This window comes from Paraburkholderia sp. RL17-347-BIC-D (genome assembly GCF_046027915.1).
GTDB lineage: Bacteria > Pseudomonadota > Gammaproteobacteria > Burkholderiales > Burkholderiaceae > Paraburkholderia.
Genome location: NZ_JARESS010000070.1, coordinates 1 through 24,550, shown reverse-complemented (window position 1 = coordinate 24,550; position 24,550 = coordinate 1). Strand labels below are relative to the sequence as shown.

Here is a 24,550-nt window from a genome sequence, read left to right as displayed (position 1 = left end):
ATTCTAGTGGTCGGCCGCAGCCAGTACGGGAGCAAACTCCGCCCGCACGTCGCCCTTGCGAGGCAGTCCCATAATCCCGCGCGCTTCAGCTGGCGTTGCAGGCTCGTAGCCCATCTCGCGCACGAGGCGCACGATCCGCTCGGTCAGTTGAACGTTAGTGGCCAGTTCGCCTGGGCGATAGTACAAGTTGTCTTCCAGCCCAACGCGGACGTGGCCGCCTAGCAGCAACGAATTCATCGCCGCGGGCAACTGCGCGGGCCCGATACCGCTGACACAAAAAATGCTCCCCTTCGGCAGCAGGTCTACCATCGATTGCAGCACACGCGGCGTGTATGGCATCGCGTTCTGAAAGCCGCGATGGACACCAAGTACAAGGTTGATAAAAAACGGCTCTTCGTCGAACCCTGCCGCTGTCAGAGTCGCGACGTCCTGGACGATATGAGTCGGGCTGAAAACCTCCCACTCTGGCTTGATGCCGCGTTTCTTCATTTCCTGAGCCAGATACTTCGAGCGTTCCGGCGACGTGTGCATCAGCAGTTCCTTGCCACCGAAGCTCGCGATGATGGTTGTCGCATCGAGCGTGCACATCTCGGCGCCAGCATCCATGCCCTTGAGACGCTCTTCCCACAGAATTTCCCAGTAGCCGTTCGGGCCTTGCGCAATCATGTCGCCATGCACGCCGCCGCCTGTGGAGTTATTGATAACGATGTCGCATTTGTCGCGGATGCGGCGGTTGATGTCGCGGTAGATCGACGCATCGCAGGTTGCGCCGTCGTCTGGGCGGCGAGCATGCACGGCCACGACGCTGGCGCCCGCGTTATAGCAGTCGTACACGTCGCGAGCGATCTCGTCGGGCTGCGTCGGCAGATGGGGGTTTTGTGATTTGTATGCCATGCCACCTGTTGGCGCGATTGTCACGATAATCTTCTGTTTGCTCATGTTTTCTCCAGATATTTGATGCGCCTGCGTTGCTGCATCGGGCAGGTTACGTGGCTCCATGCTCCGCTCAGTTAGCGCTCGACAAGGTCCTTAACCGCGGTGAGCGTGACCGGAAGCGAAACTTCGTGACTGTGCTCGATAGCCTGTACGAAAAGCCAGGTGGCCAAGGCGATGACGCCGATTGCGCCGAAGGTAGTTAGAAACTTCATCTCATTACTTGCAGGTTGCTACTGGCTTGCGCTTCGACTCAAAGCTCCGGGTCCAGAGGGAACGAAGCGTCCGCGCTGGAGACCGGCTCTCATACGAATATCCGCGAGCAGCCGTAGGTCCATCAGAAATAGTGGCGCAGGCCCATCATGACCGCGGTCGTTCCCATACCGGGCGCGACCGGCTGGCCGTAGGTGATCGTCTGGGTCATGGTGCCCCGGTTGTTCATGTAACCCACCTGCCCATACACCAGCGTGGCCTTGGACAGGCTGTATTCGGCGCCCGCGGCGACTTCGGTCGACTTGTTCGTCGAGTTGTTCCTGTCCTTCAGGTAGTAGAGACCGCTCGTCACCTGGAATGCCGGCGCGAAACGGTAACCGAGCCCGAACGAGTACAGGTCGAGGTTGACCTGATCCGAGTGCGACGGATTCTTGCCGTTGCCGTACGACGCGGAAACCGAAAAACCCTTGATCGTGTACAGTGCGCCCAGATACCAGAAGCGGTTGTTGTTGAACCCGGTAGGGACCGCCCCTGGTGCCGGGCTGGTGTCATGACCGTTGTAGTACACCGCCGACAGCTTTAAGCCATAGTTCGAGTACTTCAACACCGCCGACTCGCGCGTGCCACCCTGAAGACTTCCTGCGACGCCGCCGGGCGCATATTCGAGCGCGGCGCTCACCCCTGCGAAGGTGGGCGACTGGTAGACGATCGCGTTGCTGTCATACAGCGCGCCGATCGCTGCGTTGGTACTGGTGCCCGTCCAACCGGCTGCCGTATTCATGCCGATCCAGGCGGTCAGGATGCTGCCGAAATACTGTCCCGAGCGGGCGTCGGTTTCGGCCATCGCGTAGGCCATCGGCACGATCTGGCGCCCCGCGGTAACCGAACCGAACGGGGCGGCTATTCCGACGCTCGCCACCTGATTAAACTGTGCCGCGACGCCTGGGGTGTCGGACAGTCCGAACTTTCCGGTGCCGCTATCGAAGACGCCCTGCAGCTTGAAATTGACGGAGTAACCGCCACCGATATCCTCGGTGCCCTTCATGCCCCAGATGCTGGAGTAGATCCCGCCATCCTTGTAGCGGTAAACCTTGCCAAGGTTTTTCGCCGCAGGGCTAAAAGACGCCGCTGAGGTACTCTGATAGAGCAGGCCCGCGTCGACAACGCCATACAGCGTCACCGAAGATTGCGCATAGGCCGAGCTTCCCGTAGCAGCCAGCGCGGCCGCCATTACCCACTTCAACTTCATTTCGTCTCCTGCTTCATTTTTGTCGTCAACAACCGTAATCAGTTCAATCCGAGCTCACGAAGTCATGCCTGCCCGCTCATGACGTCAACAGATAGTCCGAATACTGTTCGCGCAGCCTGCTTTTCAGTACCTTGCCCGTGGCGCCGACCGGCACCGCATCGACAAATACGATGGCGTCCGGTGTCCACCACTTCGCGATTTTCCCGTCGAGGAACGCGAGCAACTCCTCTGCGGTCACTTTTGCATCGGGCTTTTTCACGGCAAGGAGCAATGGCCGCTCGTCCCACTTCGGATGCTTAGCCGCAATGCACGTCGCGCTGGCTATCGCCGGGTGGCTGGTGGCGATGCTTTCGATTTCGATCGAACTGATCCACTCACCGCCGGACTTGATCACTTCCTTGCTGCGATCCGTGATCTGCATGAAGCCGTCAGTGTCGATGGTCGCGATATCGCCGGTCGGGAACCAGCCATCCCCGTCGGCATCGATCTGCAACGGGTTCCCGCCCTCGTTGCGGAAGTAGTTGCGCACCACCCACGGGCCGCGCACCAGCAGTTCACCTGAAGTCACGCCGTCCCAGGCCAACTCCTGACCGCTCGCATCGACGATCTTCATATCGATGCCGAACACTGCACGGCCCTGCCTCGATTGCACGGCACGCCAGTCTTCAGAGCGCATCGCCAGATGTTTGGATTTCATCGCGCTAACGGTGCCGAGCGGACTCAGTTCGGTCATTCCCCATGCGTGTAACACCTCTACGGCGTGCCTATCCTGAAACTCGCGCAGCATTCCTGGAGGACACGTTGCGCCGCCAATCAGGGTGCGTTTCATGGTGGAGAACTTCAGGCCGCCTTGTTCCAGATAATTCAGCAGGCCCTGCCAGACCGTTGGCACGCCGGCCGAGAACGTCACCTGCTCGGCTTCCAAGAGCTCGTACAGAGATTTGCCGTCCAGCCCGGGGCCCGGGAAGACCAGCTTGGCGCCGACCATGCATGCAACGTACGGGATGCCCCATGCATTGACATGGAACATCGGCACCACTGGAAGAACCACGTCTCGCGCCGAACAGTTCAGTGCATCCGGCAGCGCTGCAGCGTACGAGTGCAACAGCGATGAGCGATGGGTGTACAGAACGCCCTTGGGGTTGCCTGTCGTGCCCGACGTGTAGCACAAGGTCGAGGCGCTATCCTCGTCGAAGTCAGGCCACCCGTATGTGGACGAACTCCCCTCGATCAGGTCCTCATAGCACAGCAGATTGGCAATGCCAGAATTGCGTGGCATGTGCTGACGGTCGGTCATGGCGATGAATGCCTTGACAGTCTTGCAACGCTCGGCAATGACCTTGACCAAGGGCAGGAAGGTCAAATCGAAGAACAGATACTGGTCTTCTGCATGATCGACGATGTAGGCAACCTGGTCCGCGTGCAGGCGAGGATTGACGGTGTGCATCACCGCCCCCATGCCGCAAATACCGTAGTAAAGCTCCATGTGACGATAGCCGTTCCATGCCAGCGTGCCGATGCGTTCGGACATCTTTACGCCGAGGCCGGTGAGCGCACTAGCCACCTGACGAGCGCGGCGGTGACATTCGCGAAAGGTGTAGCGATGTATGTCGCCCTCTACCCGACGTGAAACGATCTCTGTGTCGCCATGGTGGCGATCCGCATGCACGATGAGCGAGGAAATCAACAACTGCTTCTGAAGCATCAAGCCGTTCATTGCGGCACTCCATTCTCTAAAGTAGGGTCGCCGGGCGACGCGAGCCGTGACACCTTCGCGCTTCGACGGTGTTCGAGCAATTCCGCGACGGCGGCCTTGTGCTCGTCATTCATCTGGTCCCAACGGCCGATCTCCAGCAGCGTTCTCCAGCAGCCCTGGCAGAACGTGCCGTTATGATCCATTCGGCAAATATTGATGCACGGGTTTCGGACCTCATCGCTTTGGCTCATGCGGCTCTCCCGGTCATATCGCCAAACCGCCATTCGGGTTGGTCACCGCCCTCGCGAGGTGGATGGCGATAGCACCGCTCAGGCTGCCGACCGGCGCCGGCGACCAGGGCAACCTGCCCTTTCAGATTGGGACCTTGATTTTTCATCGTGATCATCTTTCAGCTTGGAGGACGCCCGTCTCAATGACTGGCTGTCGACCCGAGGCGCGCGCAGCGATTGCGAAGAACAGCGCCGACGTGATCGCCACCGCGTCCGTGGCGAGCAGGACGCCGGTCAACGGGGCCGTGACGCCCGACCTGCGCAGGTAGTCCACCGCCATGCCTACGGCCAGGTTGCCAATGGCGATCGGGAATACGTTGATGCACAGCATCGTGAAGCCAGAGATCGTCGAGCGCATGCTTTGCGGCGTCATGCTCATGATGGCGGTGTTGGCGGGCCCGTACAGCGCCAACGGCAGGAAGAATCCCGCGCACATGCCGACGTCGAACAGCGGCGAGTCGGGAGCCACGAACCGACAGACGATCATCAGGGGTGCACAGGTCGCGACCAGCAGGACCATGAATCTCGCTTGTCCGCCCGGCAACTTGCCGGCCAGGCGATCGCCTATCACGCCGCCCACCACTGAGCCCAACGTGCCAAACAGGAGTTGCAGCGCACCGATGCGGGTGGCAATCCCGGCCGCGTTCATGCCGCGCTCGTTGACAAGCCACAACTGAGTGAAGGACAGGCTGGCAAAAACCAGATGTGCCAGCACGAAGCCAATAATCGTGGAGCGCAGCGCGCAGTTTCCACCGACGAGGCGCAACGCCGCGAGCACTTGTGGCAGGAACGCTGCGCCGCGTTCCTGATGAGCGAGCTGGCTCCGGTCTTCCTTCAACAGCATCAGCGACAACGCGATGCCGATCCCGATGATGCCCAGCGCATCGAAGGTCGTACGCCAGCCCCGCGTGGCGCCGACAGTGCCAGCAAGTAGAAAGCTGCAACCGATTCCCAGGGGGATGCCCATGAAGAAGAGCCCCATTGCGGTGCCTCGTCTCTTCTCGGAAAACAGTTCAGCAAGCAGAGCGACCGCGGCGGGCACGAGGGCCGCCTCGCCGCTCGCCACGAAAAATCTCGCCATCACCATCTGCTCGAAACTGTGAGCATGACCGGACGCCCAGGTGCACACGCTCCAGATCAATACGCCGGCCGCAATGACGCGCGTACGGCTGAACCGGTCCGCCAGCGTTCCCATGAACATGGCCATGGTGCCGAAACTCAGCACCCACACCGCGCCGACCAGAAAGCCGTACTGGGCATTACTGAGTCCGAGATCACCGATGATCTGCGGCGAGAATCCCAGCAGCATGTTTCGGTCAATGTGGGCCAGCAGATGGATCGCCAATAGCGACGCCAGTACGGCAGAAGGGCTTTTTTTCCAGAACATCGCGTCTCCATGCCTCAAAGGGTTGGGGTTCGAAGCGCGGCGCCATGCCGTGCGTTGCGGCGTCACGCCTCGGTATCCCCGGTCAGGCAGCCTTGCGTGGGGCCCGGTCGTTTCCTGCCGGCACCCGGTTCGGCGCCATGCCCAGGTGTGTCAGCGTCTCGTCGGCGCAGCCCCATTGGGTGCCGACCTGATAGATGCGCCGGGCGTCGTCTCCGCTCGCAATATCGCGATTGAGCTCGCGCGCGATGCGCACCATCTTTTCGATCTGCTGCACGGAGGTCGCACGTTCGCCGTCCGGGCCAAAGAGCGTGTCCTCGACACCCACGCGCACGTGCAGACCCAGCGCGATAGCCATCGTGTTCATCGGCACCACGTTGCGGTTGAGCGTTTCGATCGTAAGCACGGCGCCGTGCGGCGTACGGCGAACGAACTCGATCATGTCCGCGGGATGCAAACCGGCCGCACCTCCGCCGATGGCGACATAGTTCAGGATCAGCGGGCCGGTATAGGCTCCGCGACGAATCAGGCGCTCGACTGTTTCGAGTTGCGTCAGGTTGCCCAGCATGAGGTGGGGCTGAATGCCGCTCGCGACCAGGCGCCTGATGTGCTCGACATGCCACGACGGGTTGGACGGCACAATCATGTCGCGGTAGGCGGCCTGCAACGCGGGGTTGGTGAGCGAGGTGCCGGCAACATCGGCCTCGGTCATCAATTCCATCACGTTCATCTGGTTGGTATTGATCGCGACAGTCACCTGGTCCGGACGCGGATCGAGTTGGGCCAGCATATGGCGTGTGTCGTCGTTGAGCCACTTGGCCGACTCGCCCTCGTTTTCCGGGGCGAACGAGATCGAGCCGCCGACCTGCAGGATCATCTTCGGCACGGCCTCGCGCAGTCCCGCGAGCATCTCGTTGAACTTTGAAAGTCGCTTGCTGCCCTTGCCGTCGTCCTCGCGCACATGCACATGCAGCACGGTGGCACCGGCGTTATAGCAATCCACCGCCTTCTGGATCTGCTGATCCATCGTCACCGGGATATCGTCGGAATCGGCGGGAATCCATTGCGGTCCGTACGGCGCGACCTGGATCACGAGTTTTTCCTGGTTTTCAGGCAGCAGGGAGTCGTCTAGGAAGTGCATATTCGTTCTCTTCTGTGTATCGTTAAATGGGTGTGTTAATCAAACGGCAGCGTGCGCGCCAGCCGCTTTTGTCGACTCGATAGCAGCCAGTTCTTCCAATAGAATCGGTGCACCCATGCTGGAGGAATGGATTCCGAGGACGCTAATGGCTTGCAGGACGGCGGCAATTTCTTCCTTGGTGGCGCCCAGTTCGAGTGCCTTGCGGATATGCCGGCGCGTGCCCGGGGCGTACATATGCGTGCAAGACGCGTCGACTGCGATGGCGAGGAATTCAAATACCTTCGGCTCCAGCACACCTGACAGCATCGGGTGCATGCCCATCGCCATGAACTTCTCGGCCCAGGCGGGATCTAGTTCGGCAAAGGCGTCCCAGGCGGGATTCCAGTTACCGCTGGCGCGCAGTTGATCGCAGATTGGGGTAGCGCTGGCGCTCGTCTCGTTTCTCATGGCTCGCCTCCTTGACTCGTTGGAAGGGCGCGGGACACTCGTGTGCCGTACGCGTAGAACCAAGTATCGGCGATCTGGGAATGCCGATTTGACATTCCGGGACAATAGATTTACATTTCGGGACACCCTTGAGAGGCGACGATGTCCTACCTGCTGCGTAGCGCGAGTCTTACCAACTACGTCGAGGTCGCGCGATCGGTGGGCCTGGAGCCGTACCAGCAATTAAGAGCCGCCGGGATCAATCGGTCGGCATTGCTGGACCCTGACATCATGATTCCGGCCGATGCGGTGGGACGCCTGCTGGAGATGTCGGCGCAGGCCGCGGCTATCGAGGATTTCGGGCTGCGGATGGCCGAGACCCGGCAGCTCTCGAACCTTGGCCCGCTCGGCTTCGCTGTGCAGGAACAGCCAACGCTACGCAAGGCGCTCGAATCGACGGCGCACTACCTGCGACTCCATAACGAAGCCCTCCATATGCGCATCGAGGAAACGGAAGGCATCGCCATCATCCGGCAAGACATAATGGGCTTGCCGGCTGGCTCAGTGCGCCAGGCAGTTGAGCTGGTGCTAGGCGTCCTATACCGGTTGCTGAGCATGATTCTTGGCCCCGCCTGGAAGCCGCGCAGCATCTGCTTCACGCACGATGCTCCGGCGAGCATCGCCATGCACGCACGGGTGTTCGGCGCCCCCCTCGAGTTCAAGCGGGATTTCGACGGCATCGTGTGTGTCGCATCGGATCTCGACGCTGCGATTCCAACCTATGACCCGGTCATGGCGCACCTGGTGCGCCGCTATCTGGATTCGATGCTCGTGCAGTCCAATGCAACCATGGCCGACAAGGTACAGAAGCTGGTCTTGGCGTTGTTGCCGTCATGTGAATGTTCGGTTGATCGGGTGGCGCAACATCTGGGCGTGGATCGTAGGACAGTGCATCGTCACCTCGCGCATTGCGGCGCCAGCTATTCGTCGATTGTCGACGCGGTACGGGTCGAGTTGGTGATACGGTACGTCGACAGCCGCGATCGTCCGCTGTCCGACGTCGCAACGCTGCTTGGCTTCTCGTCGCTGAGTGCTTTCTCCCGGTGGTTCGGCGGCCGCTTCGGCTGCAGCGTTTCGACGTGGCGCGGTAGAAATCAATAGCAAAGCATCACACGGGCCGGCGATGCGTCGCTTTGGTCCGCAAGTTCATCTGGCCGGCATCAACGTGGCCGAAGCGCTGTTCACGGCGAAGGAGCGGATGCGTACGCCGACCTGCTACCAGGGCATTGAAAAGCGTTGTGAGCGTAGCGCAGTTCGCTGGCACGTTGCGATGCGACCCGGCAAGCGCCGGCAACTGGACCTGAGTGATTGACCGGATGCGATATTCGACCAGATCGAGCGCCTGAACGCTGGCATCCGTGCCGGGGTCGAGCATCCGTTTCGCGTCCTGAAGCACCAGTTTGGCTACACGAAGACGCGGTACCGCAGCTTGATGAAGAATACCGCCCAGATCACAACGCCGTTTACGCTGAGTAACCTGTGGATGGCGCGAAAAGCTTTACGCAAAGCGTGAAACGTGTGTGAATTGACAACGAGCGCCGCAGCAAGCAAGACGCAAAGCTTTGGAGCGCATATTCAACAGCGTTCCCGACGCTAGTAACAAGCGGACAAAGGAATAAGCCTGACACCTGAAAAAACGGGTTCTGCAGATGGTGTACCGGCTCCGGTTGTTTGGACACGCTTTTGCTCAGGCGGCCAGCTTCATTAGCCTCTCCTGACGGGCTTCGAGGGGTGATTTGAAGCCCAGCTTTTCAAGACGCCAGTCGCGATTGTATCGATCCTTGAACGCGATGGCGGCAGCACGAACGTCGGCCAGGCTTCTGAAGATGCGCCCATGGATAGCCTGTTCTTTCATTGTCCGGTTGAATCGCTCGGCGACGCCGTTGGTCTGTGGCTCGGCGACGAAGGCGTAGCTCGGCGCGATGCCCCAGAACCTGATCTGGTCGCGGAAGTCGTCCGAGGTGTATTGCGAACCGTGATCCATGCGCAGCGACAACCCGCGGCCCGCGTCGCCCTCTGGCTCGGTCACGAGAGTATCGAGACCACGCACATTTACATCGACGCCGACTTGGCAACAAAGGAGCGAGCCCTTGAGAAGCTCGGGCCCACAGACGCAACTTCACTTAGGTTCAAGCCCACCGACAGCGTGCTTGCCTTCCTGCAACAGCTCTGATTATCTACAGTTGGTCCGCCGGCACTCCAGAAACATCGGATCGTCAGCGGTCCAACTGTGTACAACCCGGAACTGTGCCTAAACGCGCTAATGCTCTGCAGCGTATTAGCGCGTACCTTGTTCATCCCCCTATTTCATGCTTGAAACAGTTTTCGACCAAGCTGTTCGGTTCGAAGCACCGTCGTGCATCGCGATGAGTACTGGGGCTAGGCGAAAGCGTCAAAAACAAAACAGTGGCAGAGGATGAAGGCGCGGGCTCTGGTGAAAATTTGAAGGTAGATGGATTAGGCTCAGCATTTTGACGCGCACAGGGCAAACAGATGAGTAAGCTTGGGTATTCGTTCGATCCGTGCAAAATCTGGCGGTAGCGGGGTAAGAAACCGCTTGTAGCAAGGCTCTGCGGCCTCAGGCTTTTGCAACTTGACGGATTTTCAACTCGTTGATCTGAAATTGATTTTTCGTTCAAAACGCCAGAAAATTCACGGAAAGTACGAATACCCAGCTTCCCGTCCGCTTTACAAGGCCTGTCGACCCGCAACGAAGCGTCACGTTCGACCACTGCAGACAGACGAGAAAGGAATCGCTTTCGCCGTCGTCAATAGATGAAGACAACTGTATCCTTGGCAAGGCTGCCCACGCATCGCGCACCTCAAATTGGATTTCATGCACAAGCTCACGACTCGGCTCTGCCGCGAGAACCAAGCGGTGGTTATCGAGGACCTGAACGTCAAAGGGATGCCGGCGAACGAACGACTTGCCCGGTCGATCTCGGATGTAGGCTTTGGGATCTTTCACCCCTTGATGCGTCGCTACGTCGCGCCGAGGTATTTCAACGGAGCCGCATCGATTTGCGTCGTCAAGTTCCTGACCGAGCCGCTGCTGGGAGGCAAGCCCAGATGAACGTTGCGCGTCCTCGCGGTTCGTATTACCTGAAGGCAGCCGCCCGCTGTGCGCCGCTGGCGGCTGCCGCCGGCTTCGCCGTGGCAACCCCGTTGCCAACGCCGCCGTGCGGGACACCGCCGGTGCCGGCCTACGCGTCGCTGGGCGTGCAACCAGCAATGGCGATCCTGGGCGCCGAGGAGCTCGATGCGAGTGTGTGGCGGCCGTCCTCGTGTACCGGATGGCCTGCCGCGTCCCGCTCCCGGGTTGTCGTCGCGGTCGCAGGGCTGGTCCACGTCGCTGGCGGTCCCGAGACGCTGTTGGCACGTGCCGGGGCGGTCTCCGCCCTGCGCAGCATGCGCTACTGGTCCACAACGGACAAGACGTGGCGTCCCTTGTTCCTGGATGCCGCAGCGCTGGCCGGACCCGTCGAGGGCGGGGAACGGCGGGGTGATTTCCGTCCGTCCGAACTGCAAGCCGGTCGAACCTTGTACTTCTGGGTGCGCGACAGCCGCTCTGGCCCCCTGGTGTACCGGATGCGGGTGCTGAAGCACAGCCCGCAGCGGATGGCGCTGGCCGAGGAAAATGTGTCGCCGGTCCGTGCCTTCGGACTGACACTGTTTCAGCCTGCTGCGCTGCAGACGGTGGTGTTCGCACAGCGCCAGACGAACGACGTATGGGGGCTGTATATTCTTGCGCGCATCGACCGGCAAGCCAGCAGTTCCATTGCGAGCGGGCACGAGGCTTCTACGGCGAACCGGGCGCTGGCACTGTTCCGGTACCTGGCCGGCGTCCCGACCGACGCGGAACCACCGGCCGTTCGATGACTTGGGACGTGACGCAACAGGACCCTCGTCAATGCGCCAAACACCTGCTGCGGCGCTCTCTCGCGCTTTCCTGCAGGACGCGGCCGCGGGCGCGATGTGCGGTCTCACATTTCCCGGTGTTGTTCGTCTGGGTCGAAATCTGTCGGTAGTTCACAATAATCCCCGCTTATGCGAACTCATTTTCTCCCACCCATTTTCTGACCAAGGGCTATTGAGTTCCCACGTCCGACCACGAGCAGTTCGCGCTAACGGGGCGTATCGGCCGCTGTTCTCTACGTACGGCAGCACCCGGCCCAGGAACGGTCCTTCACAGTCAGCTGGCGAACGTCTGCCGATGAGCAATGAGTTGCCATTTGACGAAGCGACGGCGACCGACGATTTGTCGGACGAGCCAGCTTCATTTTCAAACGCTGTTTCGGCAGTGGGCAGCAGGCAATTCGCACCACACCTGGAGAATTCCCGGCGCGATTCATCGATCAGTTAAATTGAGTAACACCTGTAATCCAGCATGAAACCTTCTTCTCCATAACTAGGACTAGACTTATCCGGTCTGGTCTGGCCTTTTCCCCAGCAGCGCTTTGTATTTCTCCCCGCTTGCCCGGCACCCCCGACGTTGGTTCAATTTTTTGAGCCAGCGTACCCAGCGGTAAAACGGCTGCCCGCTGCAAGCGGTTGCGAACCGCACGTGTATTGAAGGAGACGTAAGTTGAAAGCACGTCCGACAGCCCGTAATGCCGGTGTGCTCATGCACAATATTACCGTGAGTGCGGCGGTGGGCGCAGCCATGATGTCGATCGGACCGACGGCTTTTGCGCAAGCCAGTTCACCCGTTAGTAGCAGTGTGTTCGTCCACCGGTCGTTCGACACGGGCAATAGCGAGATTGCCGTCGCTCCGGTCTTCGTCTGCCGGCACTGCGGTGCGCAAATGATCGTCATTGAGATGCTCGAACGCACGGCGCCCCTTCGCGCATCACCCATGCGACGAGGCGAGACATGAGCGTAACGCTTCCTGCACCTCCAACCCGACCGTCGGCTTTGCGGCAACGGGGCCCACGAGCGGACGTCTGCGCCTGTCGCCTCGCGAAGTCCCTCGCACGTCCGTTTTACCGCCACAATTGCACCACTGCACCACTGCACCACTGCACCGCTTCATCATTGCGTCAGCGCGCATCCAGAATCCCACCGCACCACGCATTCACCAACATTGCTGGCCATCCCGGCCTATCAATCGCCATAGCATCCAGCACGCCGACCGCATCGGGCCACTCCGCGGTTTCCTCCATCGAGGCTCGTTCGACGCCTGCCAGCGAAGCGCGGTCGCGCATTCACATCCCTGCGGACGATGGCAGGCTTCGAACAACCCTAAACGAACAGCGACCGTCGACGGCGGTAGTGAGCTGACAGGTTTGCGGCAGTCTCGCTGCCGCACTGATGCTGGCTAACATCATGACTAGAAGCCGCTGCGTCTCGGCCAATAACAGAGGAAGCCATAACCCCGGCGCTGCGATCGCTTGCGATACGCCTTGCTGAGGCTACCAATTGTTTTGGGGGAGCGCGTGCTTTCCCTCTCTCGTTTCAAACGCTGCAAGGCAACGCGGATCGAGGCGGCGCCGTGCGGGGCGTGAGCCGTCGAGCATGCATGCTCGTTGTGTCAGAGCTCACGCATGCGCTGGACAGCAGACTCGCGCGTCTCGCGAAAAGCCGCGATCACCGCTATCGCGACTGACAACCCCGCCACTCCGATCAGGAAAGCCAGATAGAACCAGGGCACAGTGAGGCGCTCGGGCGGAGGATCGAACACACCGGTCAGCAGCTTGACCAGCATCCACACCAGTGCAAAGCCCGTCAGCGTTCCGATGGCCGCCCCGCCCAACAGGAGCGCGAGCGCCTCGCTCCACAAGAACGCACCAAGCTGACGCGGCCTGGCACCGAGCGCGGTCAGAATCGCAAACGTGCGCCGCCGATCGAAGAAACCCAGCGCAATGATGAGTCCGGTTGCGCCGGCGACCATCAACGCCGCGGCCCCGAGTTCGAGTTGCGTGAGCCCGCGCAAATCGACGGCCGTCAGGCTCGAATTGATCACGCGCTGCGCCTGCCCGATGTCGGTGACCTTGACTGCCCCAAACGGCGCAACCGTGGCGCGCGCGGCCACGGCCACCTGCTCAGGCGGCGCCGTTGTCCTCAGCAACACGATTTCCGCCGCGTTCGTCCCGGTTTGCCGCGCGATGTACCGGGCATTCGCGACGAGGAATGAGTCGCGCGGCGCGGTCGGGAATTCGCGCACGACGCCAACAAAACGAAACGGCACCACATGATATTGATGGTCGCTTGCGTTCTGAAGGCGAAGGTTGATCTCGTCGCCCGGGTGCAGTTGATAGTCCTTCACAGTCTCTTCGGACACGAGGATGCCGTCCGGATATTGCGCGAGCAAGTCGAGCGATCTTTGCGCATTGCCGCCTTCGAAATAGGCGTCTGCCATGCGCGTCGCTTGTCCGATGTGGCGGGCGTCGATTCCATACAGGTCTTGCAGGTCCGTGCCCACGTAGGCGAAACGGTGCTGCATCTGCTGGGCGGCGCTGACTCCGGGCAACGCAGCAAGTTCGGCGAATTTGGCTGACGCGGGCGCCTGCGAAGTCCCGGTCGCCGTCACGTCTGCGCCGTTCGTGAGTTCCGCGTCCACGCGCGCCTGCGCGTTATAGGTTGCGTTGAACACGGCCGTGGATGTCGCGAACGCGAACGCCAGCGCGATTAGCGCGATGCCCTGCGTCATTCGATTGCGCTCCCGGCTCATCGCCGCCGCGGCCACGCCGGCAAGCGAATGCGCAAGCGGACGAAGCCAGATGGCGAGCGCGCCGCGCCCGCGCCGCAATCCCGCGAGACCGAGCCTGATGGTCAGCAGGCCACATCCTGCCCAGGCAAGGATAGGCGCGAGAAAGGCGACGTAATCGACCGACGATGACGGCGTGCCTTCGGGAGCCAGCACGACCTGATACCCGGTGCTCCAGGTCCGCCAGAAGATGATGGCCGACAGTGCGAGCAGGACGAGATCGAGGTAGACCCGTTGCCAGAGGCGCGGTCGCGCGGAACCCGTCATCCGGCGGGCGCTCGTGACGGACGTCGTGCTTGCACTGATCCATGCTGCCACGAGAATCGCCGCACTCGCCAGCACGACGCCCGCTATGGCCGCGCAGGCGACCCAGCCCATCGACGAAGCCCCAAAATAGCCAGCGCCGAGAAACAGACGCGACAACAACACGGCAAGGACCAACCCACCAAGCGTACCGCCGACGCCAACGCACATCGCTTCGACCGCCGCCAGCTTCATGATCTGGGCGCGCGATGCGCCACGGATTCGCAGGAGTGCCTGATCCCGGCGTCGCCGTCCGGAACCTGCCGCAACGACTCCGATCGTCAGAAACGCGCCGAGAAGCGCGCCGGGTGCGCCCAGAAACAGAAACAGGACCTTTGCGTAAAGTGCGTCGCTGCGCACGCCGTCGAGCCGCGCGGCGAGGTTGTCGGCAACGAGCGCAGTGCCCGCGATGCGCGCCTCAAGATTTCTTGCGGCGCCCTGCACCTGCGCAACGGCGGCTTCAGGATCCCCCGGAAGATCGTCATGCGCGAGTGCGACGTGAAGCTGGGTGCGCAATCCTCGCGCTCCGGCTGCCGCCTCTGCGCCGAACAGGTGTTGCCACGCTTCCATCGGAAGCAGAAGCACATTATCCGGAGGCGCTTGCGGCGCTGCGCGAGGCGCGACGCCGATCGCCTGAAACATCGCATCGGCATTCGGCAGATCGACGATGCCGGCGATCCGCACACCGGCCGCAGCCACGCCTGGATGACGAATGCTCACCGTATCACCGATGGTCACATGCAGGTTCGCGGCCGTCTGCTGCGCAATCAGAACGCCATCCAGACTGCCCAGCAGCAGCCGAACCTGAGCTGGAAAGTCCCGAAAGTACGTGCTTTCAAGACCGAGCACCTTGCCCTGTCCGGTCGTCTGTACGCTTTCTCCCGTGGTAGCTTCGAAGCCATCGACATCGGCATAACCGACAGCTTGCTGTTTCGTGACGCGCGCGGCCTTTGCGACGGCTGCTGCCGCCTGCGCGATCGAAAGTGCGCCGGTCGTCGCCGGTCCTGGTTGCACCTGCCAATCCACGGGCAGGCTGGCGCTCGCGCGCTGTGTCATCGAAGCGGTGCTTTGCGCGATGAAAGCGCCAAGCGATGCGACCAGCGCGACCGTCACCGCGACGCCACCCGACATGCCCGCGAGCCGGCCCCCGCGCTGCCTGACCAGTCCGATAAGCCACAGGCCGATCATGGCTGCCTCGCTGTCGGCCCGGCTTCGGTGAGCACGCCGCGCTCCATGCGCCAGAGCGTGTTCATCCGTGCTGAAACCGCCGGATCGTGAGTGGCGATGACGAGCGCCGTCGGTGTGCTCGCAAGATGCGCGACGAGTGCATCGAGCAAGGCCTGACCGGTGGCCTGATCGAGCTGGCCCGTGGGCTCGTCAGCGAGAATGACGAGCGGTCGTCCGGCCGCAGCGCGCGCCATCGCCACGCGCTGCATCTGCCCGCCCGAAAGTTCCTCCGGCAATTTCTGCGCAAGCGCCTCGAGACCGAACCTGGCAAGGGCAGCGGACACCGCGCCCTCGACATCGCTTGCGCGATCGCCGGGATCAGCCGCATCGGCCATCAGGAGCGGCAACGCAACGTTTTCGCTCACCGTCAGCGGCTCGAGCAGGCTCGGCGTCTGGAACACGAACGAGATCTTTCCGGGCAGCAACGTCTCGCGCGCACCAAGCGCGGGCCAATCGATCGTGCCGCTCGTCGGGGTATCGAGCGCTGCCATCAGGTGCAGCAACGTGGTCTTGCCGCTCCCCGAGCGGCCCGCCAGCGCGATGCGATCACCTCGATGGAGGACGAAGCTGGCCGTGGCGAGCGCCACGACTTGCGTCTCGGCGTGCCCGTAGGTGCGGTTGAGTGATTGGGCTTCGATGAGCACCTCACGCATCGACGAGCCTCCCATCGCGGATGACGAGCACGCGGTCGGCGCGCGCAGCCAGTGCATCGCTATGCGTCGCGATCAGCGCCATCCCGCCGTTGCCGTGACATCGCTCGACCAGATGACTCACGATCACAGCTTCGGTTGCCGCATCGACTTCGGCGGTGGGCTCGTCCGCAAGGAGCACCTGATGCCCGGCCGAGAGCGCCACTGCGAGCCCGGCACGCGCCGCTTCGCCGCCGGACAACTGCGACAGATACGCGCGGCGTCGCGCGGCCAGGCCTGTCATATCGAGCAGCGCATCGAGTTTGACGCGATCTTTCGTGCCAGCGAGCAACATCTGCAGCGTCATGTTGCCCTCGACGGTGAGATGCCCGAACAGGTTGGCAGACTGCATCAGCATGCCGATGTGGCGGGCCCGCAAGGCCGCACGCACCGCTTCGGGCCGGCGCGACAGGCGTTGACCCATCACGTCGACATGGCCGCCGTCCGGTTCCTCCAGCCCCGCAAGACACGCGAGGAGCGTTGACTTGCCGCTGCCGGAGGGTCCCAGCAACGCCACGAATTCGCCTGCGCACAGTTGCAGTGAGACGCCCCGTAGCGCGGCGGTCTCGTCGTCTCCGCTGTGATAAAACCGGTAGAGTTCGAACGCTTCAAGCCGAGGCAGATCAGCGCCATTGGAACGAATTGGCCATGAGGTCCCATTGATCAGCATTGTCGGCTCCAAACGGTGCAGAGAGGTCGAGCGTAGCGAGTGTGCCGCCGCGATAGATTAAATACCGGTGATGCTCGAGACGAACTTGCTTGTTCGTGACCGGGTTCGGTTCGGAATTCGACGTGTAGGTAAGCAGCACGGCTGCCCCGCTGCGTAGCCATACGTTTTTGATGGCACCGATCCTGATTGCATGCCCGGTCCTGGCGAGTTCGGCGGCTTCGCGCGCAGTAACGGACGATACCGTAGGCGCGCTCGCAGCAGGTGCAACACTGATCTCGACGACGTTGTACTTATCGGCAAAGCGCGTCCCGTCGCGGCGTTCCGTGCGCGCCCAACCTTCGGGCACTTTGAGGGAAAAGCCTGCCGGAGACTGATAGGTTATGAAGACTTGCGTGTCCGGAATGTCGCCCGGCGGATTCTTTTCGGGCGTGGCAGCCTGACCGGTTGTCGCCAAGACGCTTTCGGCGGCTTGCAGCGTGCAGGGCGAGCCGGCGAACGCCAGCATAATGGCCGAGCTCCGCAGTAAGCGCTGACGGGTCAGATGCGGTATCACGATCCCTCCCTGCTTCACATCCGTGCAGCGCGACTCTTCCTGAAGGAAAACGACTGGTTCGCATGCATCGAACTACCTACACCATAGTCCGCGAAGCTTAGGAAACACTTATCTAGCTCCTCCACGTCAGTTGGACGTGGGGCAAGGTTCGGCTATCTGCAGACGTTCACACTGGCCGAGAAGCCAAAGCCGCGTGTCGAAGCGGTAACTCGATCTATAGCAACTTTCTGTTTGTTATGAAGAGCGTCGCATCGCTTTTCGTGTCGCCGCTCGCGAAACCGGCTGTCGAGACCGCATGCTTGAATGGCCGCGTGACCGACTCCTGCCAAGGCGCCTGACCGACAAGTGCTGTGGCGGTTGAATGACTGCGGAAGACTTGCCGCCAGACTCGAAAAGATGGACGACCGCTGGATGACCTGAGAGCCGCCATTGAGGTGACACGCGGTCGAACGTCCAGAGCGGGTGGCGGCGCCCCCTCTCCGGCCGGTTACGGTCAGTGTGATCACCGGTGAGCCCAATAACCTTCGGAGTGCCAAGCCGCAGCACAAGTGATTCTCCTGGCAGACGTACCGGCCATAGCCACAACCCGCCGAACATTGCGTCGTCGGTCTGACATTCAGGCGTCGGGTCCGCCCCCGTATTCGGCCATCCGATTGTCAAAGACAGACGCCCTTCATCGGCCGTAGCGGTCATTCACGAAGGCAGGATTTCGCCCGTCTCACCGACGGTAGTGAAACAAACCTACAGCTATTAAGCTGACGATAAGCTTGGGCCTCTTATCCTGATGATGAACCGAAAGCAATTCGCTCACTTCCTTTTTTGAATGGAGGCCTGACATGTTGCGTCACATTACTGCCACTACCCGAACCGTTCTTGCCATCACCACCCTGACTGCCCTCGTTGCCATCGATCAGGCCGTCACATCAAACCGCATTCCCATAAGTGCGCCCGAGCAGACGCAGACGCAGACGCAGACGACTATAACGAATGACGCCCGGGGATGGCCGATGGACGCGGGCAATGCGCCGCTGTACTCGCTGCAGCTCGCGGTGTTGCTCGAAGGATTCGACTGGCAGGCGCTCAGCGATGCCGCACGATATGCATACGCGAGCACTCCGTAACGTCGAGGAGGGTCGCCGCACGGCGGGCCGTTTTAATTATTTCACGGCATACCCGTCAGTGTATGACGCGCTGTCGTCTGCGCGCGTTCACTGGATTGGCGTTTTCGTCTGTCGGAACTGAATGCGTTGCACCTAGTCAACAGACGATACGCGGCGTCATAAAAAGTTCGTATCTCCCTCGGCACACCGTCGTGTCAGCCAAGCGGTACAAGCCTTCGGTGTAAATCAGGTGCTGCTGGCGATCGAGCAATTCAGTGTTGCTCCAGAATTGCGCGGACTGCAAAGATAGACTCGCTCGGCGGTACCGTGTTGAACGGCGCGTTGATAGACGGTATCGGCGCGCAGTCGGCGACGAATACGCAAGTTGAGGTGACCGCGGGCATTCGCACCCGCTTCCAACCCCCGGCTCTGACAAGACGCGGCTTCCCGCCGCGCTTGCTTGGAATCTTTCACACTCGAAATGCATATGAACCAGAAAAAATTAGTGATCCTGTCGAGTCTCGTTGCAACGCTATCCGCATGCGGTGGCAACGGCTCATCGACGCCCGCCGTCACACCGGCGGCTATACCTGTCCCCGCTTCGGTGACCGCCGCTCAGTCAGGCTACAAGATTTCGGTTTTTGCCAAGGCGCCCGGCACGCTCCTGCCCGACGATCTCGTCCAGCATGGCAGCAACATCTTCGCCATTGCGCAAGACAGTAATGACAATCCGGACGGAACAACCGTCGCCGGTACGTCGCCGCAGAGTCAGGTGATCGAGTACGACCTGAACGGCAATGTCGTCAAGACGTTCAACATACCGGGGCACCCGGACGGCATCATGGAGTTCGATTCGCACACGGTGTGGGTCAGCACCAATGAAGACGCCAACCCGCTTCTGGTCGTTATCGATACTACGGCCAATACCCAGACAACGCTCGCGCCCGACGTTGCGCCGGCACATGGCGGCGGACTCGACGACATGAAGAAGCTCAATGGGGTGGTGTATGTGTCTGCATCGCATCCCACATTGGGAGCCGCTACTGCAGCGGCACCTAAAGGCGTGAGTTCGGTGCCGTCCCTTTACACCGTCACCCTGAATCCGGACAACAAGACGTTCCATCTGACGCCCGCTCTGATGGGCAACGCGACGGCGACGAATATTGGGACGAACACGCAAGTCACGCTTAACACGACCGATCCGGATTCGATGGCGATCGACCCGGCCGGCAACGTGGTGGTCGATAGTCAGGCTGACGCCGAACTCGTGTTCCTGAAAAACCCCGGTGCGAGTCAGTCGGTGAGCGTGTTGCCGCTTACGTTGTCGGGCAACGCTGCACCGGTGGATGACACGCGTTGGGCGCCTTCAGGCAGTTCGTTCATGTTGCTGTCGGACAATAAAACCCAGTTGATCTACCGGATCGATGCAAGCGCCGGCTTTACGGCCGGAACGGCGTACGCCTCCGGCCAAGGCACGCTTTTGCAACTCGACACTTCGACGGGGGCAATGACACCGGTTTACGCTGGAATGGGCTCCCCGCACGGAATGATCTTTGTAGGCCAGTAGCCGGCCCGCTGCTGTCCATTTGGCGCACGCGATGCAGTGCGCTGGATGGACAGCCGACTCGGACCTCCTGTCGTATCAGATGACTCGCTCGAGGCGAGCGCAGCGCTTGGATACGCTTGGGCCATTGCGCGACGCAATCGGGTATCGATTCAAGGAACTCGACCGCCTGCTCCGAGTGGGCTCCGGTCTCCGGTCTCAACTTCCGCTCGTGAGCATCCCTTCACCAAGCGCGGGACAAGATGGCTTGCGAACCTCCGCAAAGGCCGATGAAGGAGCGCTCGTCTTTGACAAGCGGACGCCCGGTTACCGGGGCGGAGCCGACGCCTGAACGTCCGACCGACGACGCATGTGAACGACGGGTTCTGGCCGATGCCGTTGAAAAAGTCGGCGACGGTCTACATAGCGAGGTTTTCATGGGTCGCTTTACCCTTAACCGGGGCCCGCGAACGGCTTGTAGACCGATCTGAGAGGTCGATTTTCTGGCCGGCGGTGCGCTAGCCATCTGCCGAGACTTTTTCAAATGTGAGGGACTTCCCCGTCCCGGTGCGACGCTGAAGTCGCAGGCATCAAGTGCCATGATTGAGGTGCCATCCATCAATCGGAACAGGAGGGGGAAGTCATGGACCAGCTTACTACCGTCGGCATTGACCTGGCAAAGGACATCTTCGCGGTCTGCGTGCTTGATGCTACCGGTGCCGTGTTGCAGCGACGCGTGCTGCGACGTGAAGCATTCATGCGGTGGGCTGAGCAACTGCCTCGGTGCCGCGTGGCAATGGAGGCCTGCGGCTCCTCTCACCACTGGGGACGCTGGTTTTCCGCCCGCGGTCATATCGCTCGCCTCATTCCAGCCGAATTCGTCAAGCCTTTCCGGCCCGGCGGCAAGAACGACGCAGCCGATGCTGAAGCAATCGCTGTCGCCGCACGGCAGCCAACCATGCGCTTTGTGGCAATCAAGTCTGTCGACCAGCAGGCCATTCTCGCCTGGCACAGCGTACGTCAAGGCTGGCAGGAGGAACGTACCTCGCTGCTTAATCGCACGCGCGGATTGCTGGCTGAATTTGGCGTGGTGATTGCACGTTCAGCAGACCGCTTTCTTGGCGCGTTGCCCACATTGATCGACGACGTCAGACTGCCTGATCCGGTGCACTGCATGTTGCTCGAGGTGCGCGAACAACTGGTCGCGCTGAACCTGAGGCTTGCTCGCTGCGACCAGCAGATCGCCGCTCACGCCAGAAACAGCGATGTCGCCAAACGCGCCGGCGAACTGCTCGGCGTCGGTCCGGTAACATCGAGTGCGCTGGCCGCCACGGTGCCCGATGCGAAGGTCTTCAGAAACGGGCGGCAGTTCGGCGCCTGGCTGGGCCTGACGCCGCGACAGCACAGCTCAGGAGGCAAGACGCGGCTTGGACATATCAGTTTGCGCGGCAACGTCTATCTGCGCACGCTGCTCGTTCAGGGCGCCCGAAGTACGTTGCAGTCGGCGCTGCGTGCGGACCCCACGCACGCAAGCCGGCTACAACGGTGGATCAGACAGCTCCACGAACGCAAGGGATATCACAAGACGCTGATTGCGATTGCCAACAAGCATGCCCGGATGTTGTGGGCGATGCTTGCAAAAAACGAACGTTACGATGCCGACGCGTGGCAACGCCATCCGGTACATCCGCCGTTACCACCCGCTACAGCATGACCCGGTTAGCCTGAGATTCAACTACTGCTCGACGCGATAGCAAGACGAGGTCGGACCGAACGGGAGAAGAACCCGACGATTCTGTTGGCGAGTCATTACCGCATGAGGCCTGGCGCCTCATGCCTGTTCGCCGGTTTTCAAATAGGGTTCTCCTGTGCGGCTCATATCGTGGCCCGCCCGATACGTCTCGGGCAACAAGGCCGTTTGCAAAGACGCAGTCTGTTCCTGGTATTGCTTCGAAGCGCGAGCCTGAGCTGACAAAGGAGAAATGACATGGCTGCCCAACCAACTGGACCACCAGCACGTCGGTGCCGTGCATTTGCCGGCGCCAACCAATCTCACCCCGATCTTGACTTTCGAGGGAAGTCCTTGCAAACAGCATCGACCCGCAACTGCCCTTCACCCTTAGATATCGAACGTCCATTTCTCGGCGTGCTGCGGACGCTCGCTGATCGCGGGCAGAATGACCGCCAACGTCGCGCAAATTCGCTTCCGGCAATGTTGATGATCACCTTGGGCCTTCGTTGATCATACGATTGACCTGAGTCCAAAACGGGGCATCCCCTACTCATCGCATTTCCAGCTGTGGGCCGCCGTTCCCGAGAACATTTATATGGCGACAGCCAATCCATTCTGCATACCTGGCTGCTAGTCTTTTTCATAGTAAGGTCCGAGACGTAGTCATTGTCGCCTCCCACCGCAGGTCTCACCAATCACGGCGCCGGACCAGGCGTATGTCCTCAACCTTTGATTGGAAGCCATACGCAGCCGATTCGGCACCGCCGGTGGCGAGCGCGGGGCGTAGCCGGGGGAACGCTCATGAGCAAGAAATCCCTGTCCGACGATGTCGGCGACTAAAACGAAACGTCCGAAGGAACGCTGGCGGCATTGACGATGCGGATCAGCACATTCGTCCGCGAGGCGACACTCGATAGCCGCTACGCTGCGAAGCTGATCAAGCGGGTCAAGAGCGAGGCGGAAATCATTTCAGACTGCCGCAAGACTACGAAGCCCGGTCAGAAGGTGCTGAAAAAGGCTTTCGATGCAGTCGATGCGGAATTGCGCGACCACGATGCGGGGCTGCGGTCACAGCCAAGGCTGCCTTGCGCTCGACAGACGACGCGACTGATGCTAGGGAGTCGAGGTAGAAGCCAAGGCAAACAAGCGCTGGCTCATCGAACAGTTGCGCTGGTTCTCAGGCCGTGCACTCATCGGCCGGTCGCCGTCTTTCGCCGCGACAAACTGGGATTACGCGCTGCAGGAGCGACACGCTCGTTCACTTCCCGGTGCCCTTGACAGATCAATTTCGTGTCCAGCAATCCCTTGATCGACGAGGCAGGACCGCCACAGACGCAGGGCGCGCGGTCGTCAAGAACGGTTAGAAATGGCATTCGGAAACGAAACATGCGGAGCAAGTTTGAGCGGCGCTGGCTCGGCGGCGAGTGCCACCGCATGTCATGCCGCTTCGTGTCTCTCGCCGTTGGCCTGAGCGCGAGTTTCTGTCTCTATGCGCCTCCTCCATCGCCCGCAGCGCCGCGTTGGCCGTGACCAGCCAGTCACCTTGTCGTGGGGGCCTCACCGACGCTGACTCTCTTATGGCTGGAGACAAGGCATTCAGCCCAAGGCGGTCACGGCCGGTAACGCCCTTTCCCGTTCATCGCTGCCTAACCTTCGCGATAGTGCCTCTCGAAAGCTTGCTGCATGCGCTTTAAAAGATAAACGTACGGGGCTACATCAGAGGTAAGCACGCACTGTGAGGCGGCCAGGTTCACTGTAGTGGTCAACTAATTTCGGACAGGCAGATAGGTTCTTTCGCTGTCGGTTTCGCCTCGTAGGCGGCGGGCGACAGATAGCCCAGCGTGGAGTGCAAGCGCACCGGATTGTAGAAAGCGACGATGTACTGGTTGATATCGCGTCGAGCCTCATCGTGGTTGGCGTACTGACGCTGCCACACGCGCTCCATTTTCAGGTTCAGGAAGAATCTTTCCATCACCGAATTGTCCCAACAATTTCCCTTGCGGCTCATGCTGCAAACCACGTGATGCTGCTTCAGCAAGGACTGGTACTCATCGCTTGCATACTGGCTGCCCCTATCCGAATGCAAAACCAGTCCCGGCGCTGGCCGGCGCTGCTGCAGCGCCATCGTCAATGCCGACATGACCAGTCCAGCCGGCATAGTCGGTGCCATTGACCAGCCGACGACCCTGCGCGAGTAAAGGTCCAGCACGACAGCCAGATAGAGCCAGCCCTTCGCCGTGCGGACATACGTGATGTCCGAAACCCATGCGCGATTCGGCTCGGCCACGTCAAACTGGCGGTCGAGCACGTTCTCTGCCACAGGTAGCGTGTGCCTGCTGTCGGTGGTCGAGACGAACTTGCGCTTCCAGCTCGTGCGCAGGCTCGCTTCGCGCATCACCGTACGCACCCGGTAACGACCGATTCGTAGTCCTTGCTCCCGCAGTGCATGCATCACGCGGCGACTACCATAGCTCGCGCCGCTTGCGGCGAATGCTGCCTTGACGTGGGTCTGTTCCTGTAGCCTCTTCGCGCTCGGCGCGGCGCTCCGGTGCGCATAGTAGCCAGAGCGGCTCACCTGCAAAAGCCGGCATGCGTGGCTGACCGATACGGCCTCCTGTTGCAAATGAGTTACCAC

22 protein-coding genes and 1 pseudogene are annotated in these 24,550 nt (G+C 61.0%); 8 read left to right on the top strand and 15 right to left on the bottom strand.

What is annotated here, in order from left to right:
- Window positions 1–3 precede the first annotated feature (3 nt).
- From P0D96_RS42990 to P0D96_RS42955, 8 genes are all read right to left on the bottom strand, one after another.
- Window positions 4–939 carry a beta-keto acid cleavage family enzyme gene (locus P0D96_RS42990; RefSeq protein WP_408320021.1) on the bottom strand — a complete coding sequence of 312 codons (936 nt, stop codon included), beginning with the start codon at window positions 937–939 and terminating at the stop codon, window positions 4–6.
- A 71-nt stretch (window positions 940–1,010) separates the two neighbouring features.
- Window positions 1,011–1,148 (bottom strand): hypothetical protein, encoded by a 138-nt coding sequence (locus P0D96_RS42985; protein WP_408183349.1) that lies wholly within the window; start codon window positions 1,146–1,148, stop codon window positions 1,011–1,013.
- Window positions 1,149–1,270: 122 nt separating this feature from the next.
- Window positions 1,271–2,395 carry a porin gene (locus P0D96_RS42980; protein WP_408320019.1) on the bottom strand — a complete coding sequence of 375 codons (1,125 nt, stop codon included), beginning with the start codon at window positions 2,393–2,395 and terminating at the stop codon, window positions 1,271–1,273.
- Window positions 2,396–2,471: 76 nt separating this feature from the next.
- Window positions 2,472–4,112 (bottom strand): 3-(methylthio)propionyl-CoA ligase, encoded by a 1,641-nt coding sequence (locus tag P0D96_RS42975; RefSeq protein WP_408320017.1) that lies wholly within the window; start codon window positions 4,110–4,112, stop codon window positions 2,472–2,474.
- A complete protein-coding gene (locus P0D96_RS42970) occupies window positions 4,109–4,342 on the bottom strand; it encodes a DUF1289 domain-containing protein (RefSeq protein ID WP_408320015.1) in 234 nt (77 codons plus the stop codon). Before P0D96_RS42970 ends, P0D96_RS42975 begins: the two co-directional genes overlap by 4 nt.
- A 151-nt stretch (window positions 4,343–4,493) precedes the next feature.
- Window positions 4,494–5,768 carry an MFS transporter gene (locus P0D96_RS42965; RefSeq protein ID WP_408320013.1) on the bottom strand — a complete coding sequence of 425 codons (1,275 nt, stop codon included), beginning with the start codon at window positions 5,766–5,768 and terminating at the stop codon, window positions 4,494–4,496.
- Between the two features lie 82 nt (window positions 5,769–5,850).
- Window positions 5,851–6,906 carry a beta-keto acid cleavage family enzyme gene (locus P0D96_RS42960; RefSeq protein WP_408320011.1) on the bottom strand — a complete coding sequence of 352 codons (1,056 nt, stop codon included), beginning with the start codon at window positions 6,904–6,906 and terminating at the stop codon, window positions 5,851–5,853.
- 39 nt (window positions 6,907–6,945) lie between these two features.
- The gene (locus tag P0D96_RS42955) at window positions 6,946–7,353 is read right to left on the bottom strand and encodes a carboxymuconolactone decarboxylase family protein (RefSeq protein ID WP_408320009.1); all 408 of its coding nucleotides are present in this window, start codon (window positions 7,351–7,353) and stop codon (window positions 6,946–6,948) included.
- A 141-nt stretch (window positions 7,354–7,494) separates the two neighbouring features.
- On the opposite strand from P0D96_RS42955, the gene P0D96_RS42950 reads away from it, so the two are divergent.
- Window positions 7,495–8,493 carry an AraC family transcriptional regulator gene (locus P0D96_RS42950; RefSeq protein ID WP_408320007.1) on the top strand — a complete coding sequence of 333 codons (999 nt, stop codon included), beginning with the start codon at window positions 7,495–7,497 and terminating at the stop codon, window positions 8,491–8,493.
- Between the two features lie 7 nt (window positions 8,494–8,500).
- Here the strand turns inward: P0D96_RS42950 and P0D96_RS42945 are convergent, their stop codons facing one another.
- Window positions 8,501–8,767, bottom strand: coding sequence for a hypothetical protein (locus tag P0D96_RS42945; protein ID WP_408320005.1), 267 nt, complete (start codon window positions 8,765–8,767; stop codon window positions 8,501–8,503).
- Here P0D96_RS42945 and P0D96_RS42940 point away from each other — a divergent pair.
- Window positions 8,741–8,905 (top strand): annotated as a pseudogene (locus P0D96_RS42940) (transposase); the annotation flags it as partial. The gene P0D96_RS42945 and the pseudogene P0D96_RS42940 sit on opposite strands and share 27 nt — an antisense overlap.
- Window positions 8,906–9,079: 174 nt before the next feature.
- On the opposite strand, the gene P0D96_RS42935 reads toward P0D96_RS42940, so the two are convergent.
- Window positions 9,080–9,421, bottom strand: coding sequence for an integrase core domain-containing protein (locus tag P0D96_RS42935; RefSeq protein WP_408320003.1), 342 nt, complete (start codon window positions 9,419–9,421; stop codon window positions 9,080–9,082).
- A gap of 807 nt (window positions 9,422–10,228) precedes the next feature.
- On the opposite strand from P0D96_RS42935, the gene P0D96_RS42930 reads away from it, so the two are divergent.
- The 3 genes from P0D96_RS42930 to P0D96_RS42920 all read left to right on the top strand — a co-directional run bounded on the left by P0D96_RS42930 (window position 10,229) and on the right by P0D96_RS42920 (window position 12,268).
- Window positions 10,229–10,465, top strand: coding sequence for a hypothetical protein (locus P0D96_RS42930; RefSeq protein WP_408320001.1), 237 nt, complete (start codon window positions 10,229–10,231; stop codon window positions 10,463–10,465).
- On the top strand, window positions 10,462–11,271 hold the full coding sequence (locus P0D96_RS42925; RefSeq protein WP_408319999.1) for a DUF6675 family protein: 810 nt from the start codon (window positions 10,462–10,464) through the stop codon (window positions 11,269–11,271). Before P0D96_RS42930 ends, P0D96_RS42925 begins: the two co-directional genes overlap by 4 nt.
- 745 nt (window positions 11,272–12,016) lie before the next feature.
- The gene (locus tag P0D96_RS42920) at window positions 12,017–12,268 is read left to right on the top strand and encodes a hypothetical protein (protein WP_408319997.1); all 252 of its coding nucleotides are present in this window, start codon (window positions 12,017–12,019) and stop codon (window positions 12,266–12,268) included.
- A 654-nt stretch (window positions 12,269–12,922) separates the two neighbouring features.
- On the opposite strand, the gene P0D96_RS42915 is transcribed toward P0D96_RS42920, so the two are convergent.
- Genes P0D96_RS42915 through P0D96_RS42900 form a run of 4 tightly spaced genes read right to left on the bottom strand, consistent with a single transcriptional unit; the run spans window position 12,923 to window position 17,492 of the window.
- A complete protein-coding gene (locus P0D96_RS42915; protein ID WP_408319995.1) occupies window positions 12,923–15,589 on the bottom strand; it encodes an ABC transporter permease in 2,667 nt (888 codons plus the stop codon).
- Window positions 15,586–16,281, bottom strand: a complete 696-nt coding sequence (locus tag P0D96_RS42910; RefSeq protein ID WP_408319993.1) for an ABC transporter ATP-binding protein — start codon at window positions 16,279–16,281, stop codon at window positions 15,586–15,588. Before P0D96_RS42910 ends, P0D96_RS42915 begins: the two co-directional genes overlap by 4 nt.
- On the bottom strand, window positions 16,274–16,987 hold the full coding sequence (locus P0D96_RS42905) for an ABC transporter ATP-binding protein (protein ID WP_408319991.1): 714 nt from the start codon (window positions 16,985–16,987) through the stop codon (window positions 16,274–16,276). The genes P0D96_RS42910 and P0D96_RS42905 overlap by 8 nt, the downstream gene beginning before the upstream one ends.
- Window positions 16,941–17,492 (bottom strand): hypothetical protein, encoded by a 552-nt coding sequence (locus tag P0D96_RS42900; protein ID WP_408319989.1) that lies wholly within the window; start codon window positions 17,490–17,492, stop codon window positions 16,941–16,943. Before P0D96_RS42900 ends, P0D96_RS42905 begins: the two co-directional genes overlap by 47 nt.
- Window positions 17,493–18,376: 884 nt before the next feature.
- Between P0D96_RS42900 and P0D96_RS42895 the strand changes: the two genes are divergently transcribed.
- The 3 genes from P0D96_RS42895 to P0D96_RS42885 all read left to right on the top strand — a co-directional run bounded on the left by P0D96_RS42895 (window position 18,377) and on the right by P0D96_RS42885 (window position 21,897).
- Window positions 18,377–18,661: a hypothetical protein gene (locus P0D96_RS42895; protein WP_408319987.1), complete on the top strand. Its 285-nt coding sequence runs from the start codon at window positions 18,377–18,379 to the stop codon at window positions 18,659–18,661.
- 466 nt (window positions 18,662–19,127) lie between these two features.
- Window positions 19,128–20,207 carry a hypothetical protein gene (locus P0D96_RS42890; RefSeq protein WP_408319985.1) on the top strand — a complete coding sequence of 360 codons (1,080 nt, stop codon included), beginning with the start codon at window positions 19,128–19,130 and terminating at the stop codon, window positions 20,205–20,207.
- A gap of 619 nt (window positions 20,208–20,826) precedes the next feature.
- On the top strand, window positions 20,827–21,897 hold the full coding sequence (locus P0D96_RS42885; RefSeq protein ID WP_408319983.1) for an IS110 family RNA-guided transposase: 1,071 nt from the start codon (window positions 20,827–20,829) through the stop codon (window positions 21,895–21,897).
- Window positions 21,898–23,677: 1,780 nt separating this feature from the next.
- On the opposite strand, the gene P0D96_RS42880 is transcribed toward P0D96_RS42885, so the two are convergent.
- Window positions 23,678–24,550 (bottom strand): IS3 family transposase (locus P0D96_RS42880; protein ID WP_408319981.1); only part of this gene is annotated, 873 nt, incomplete at its 5' end.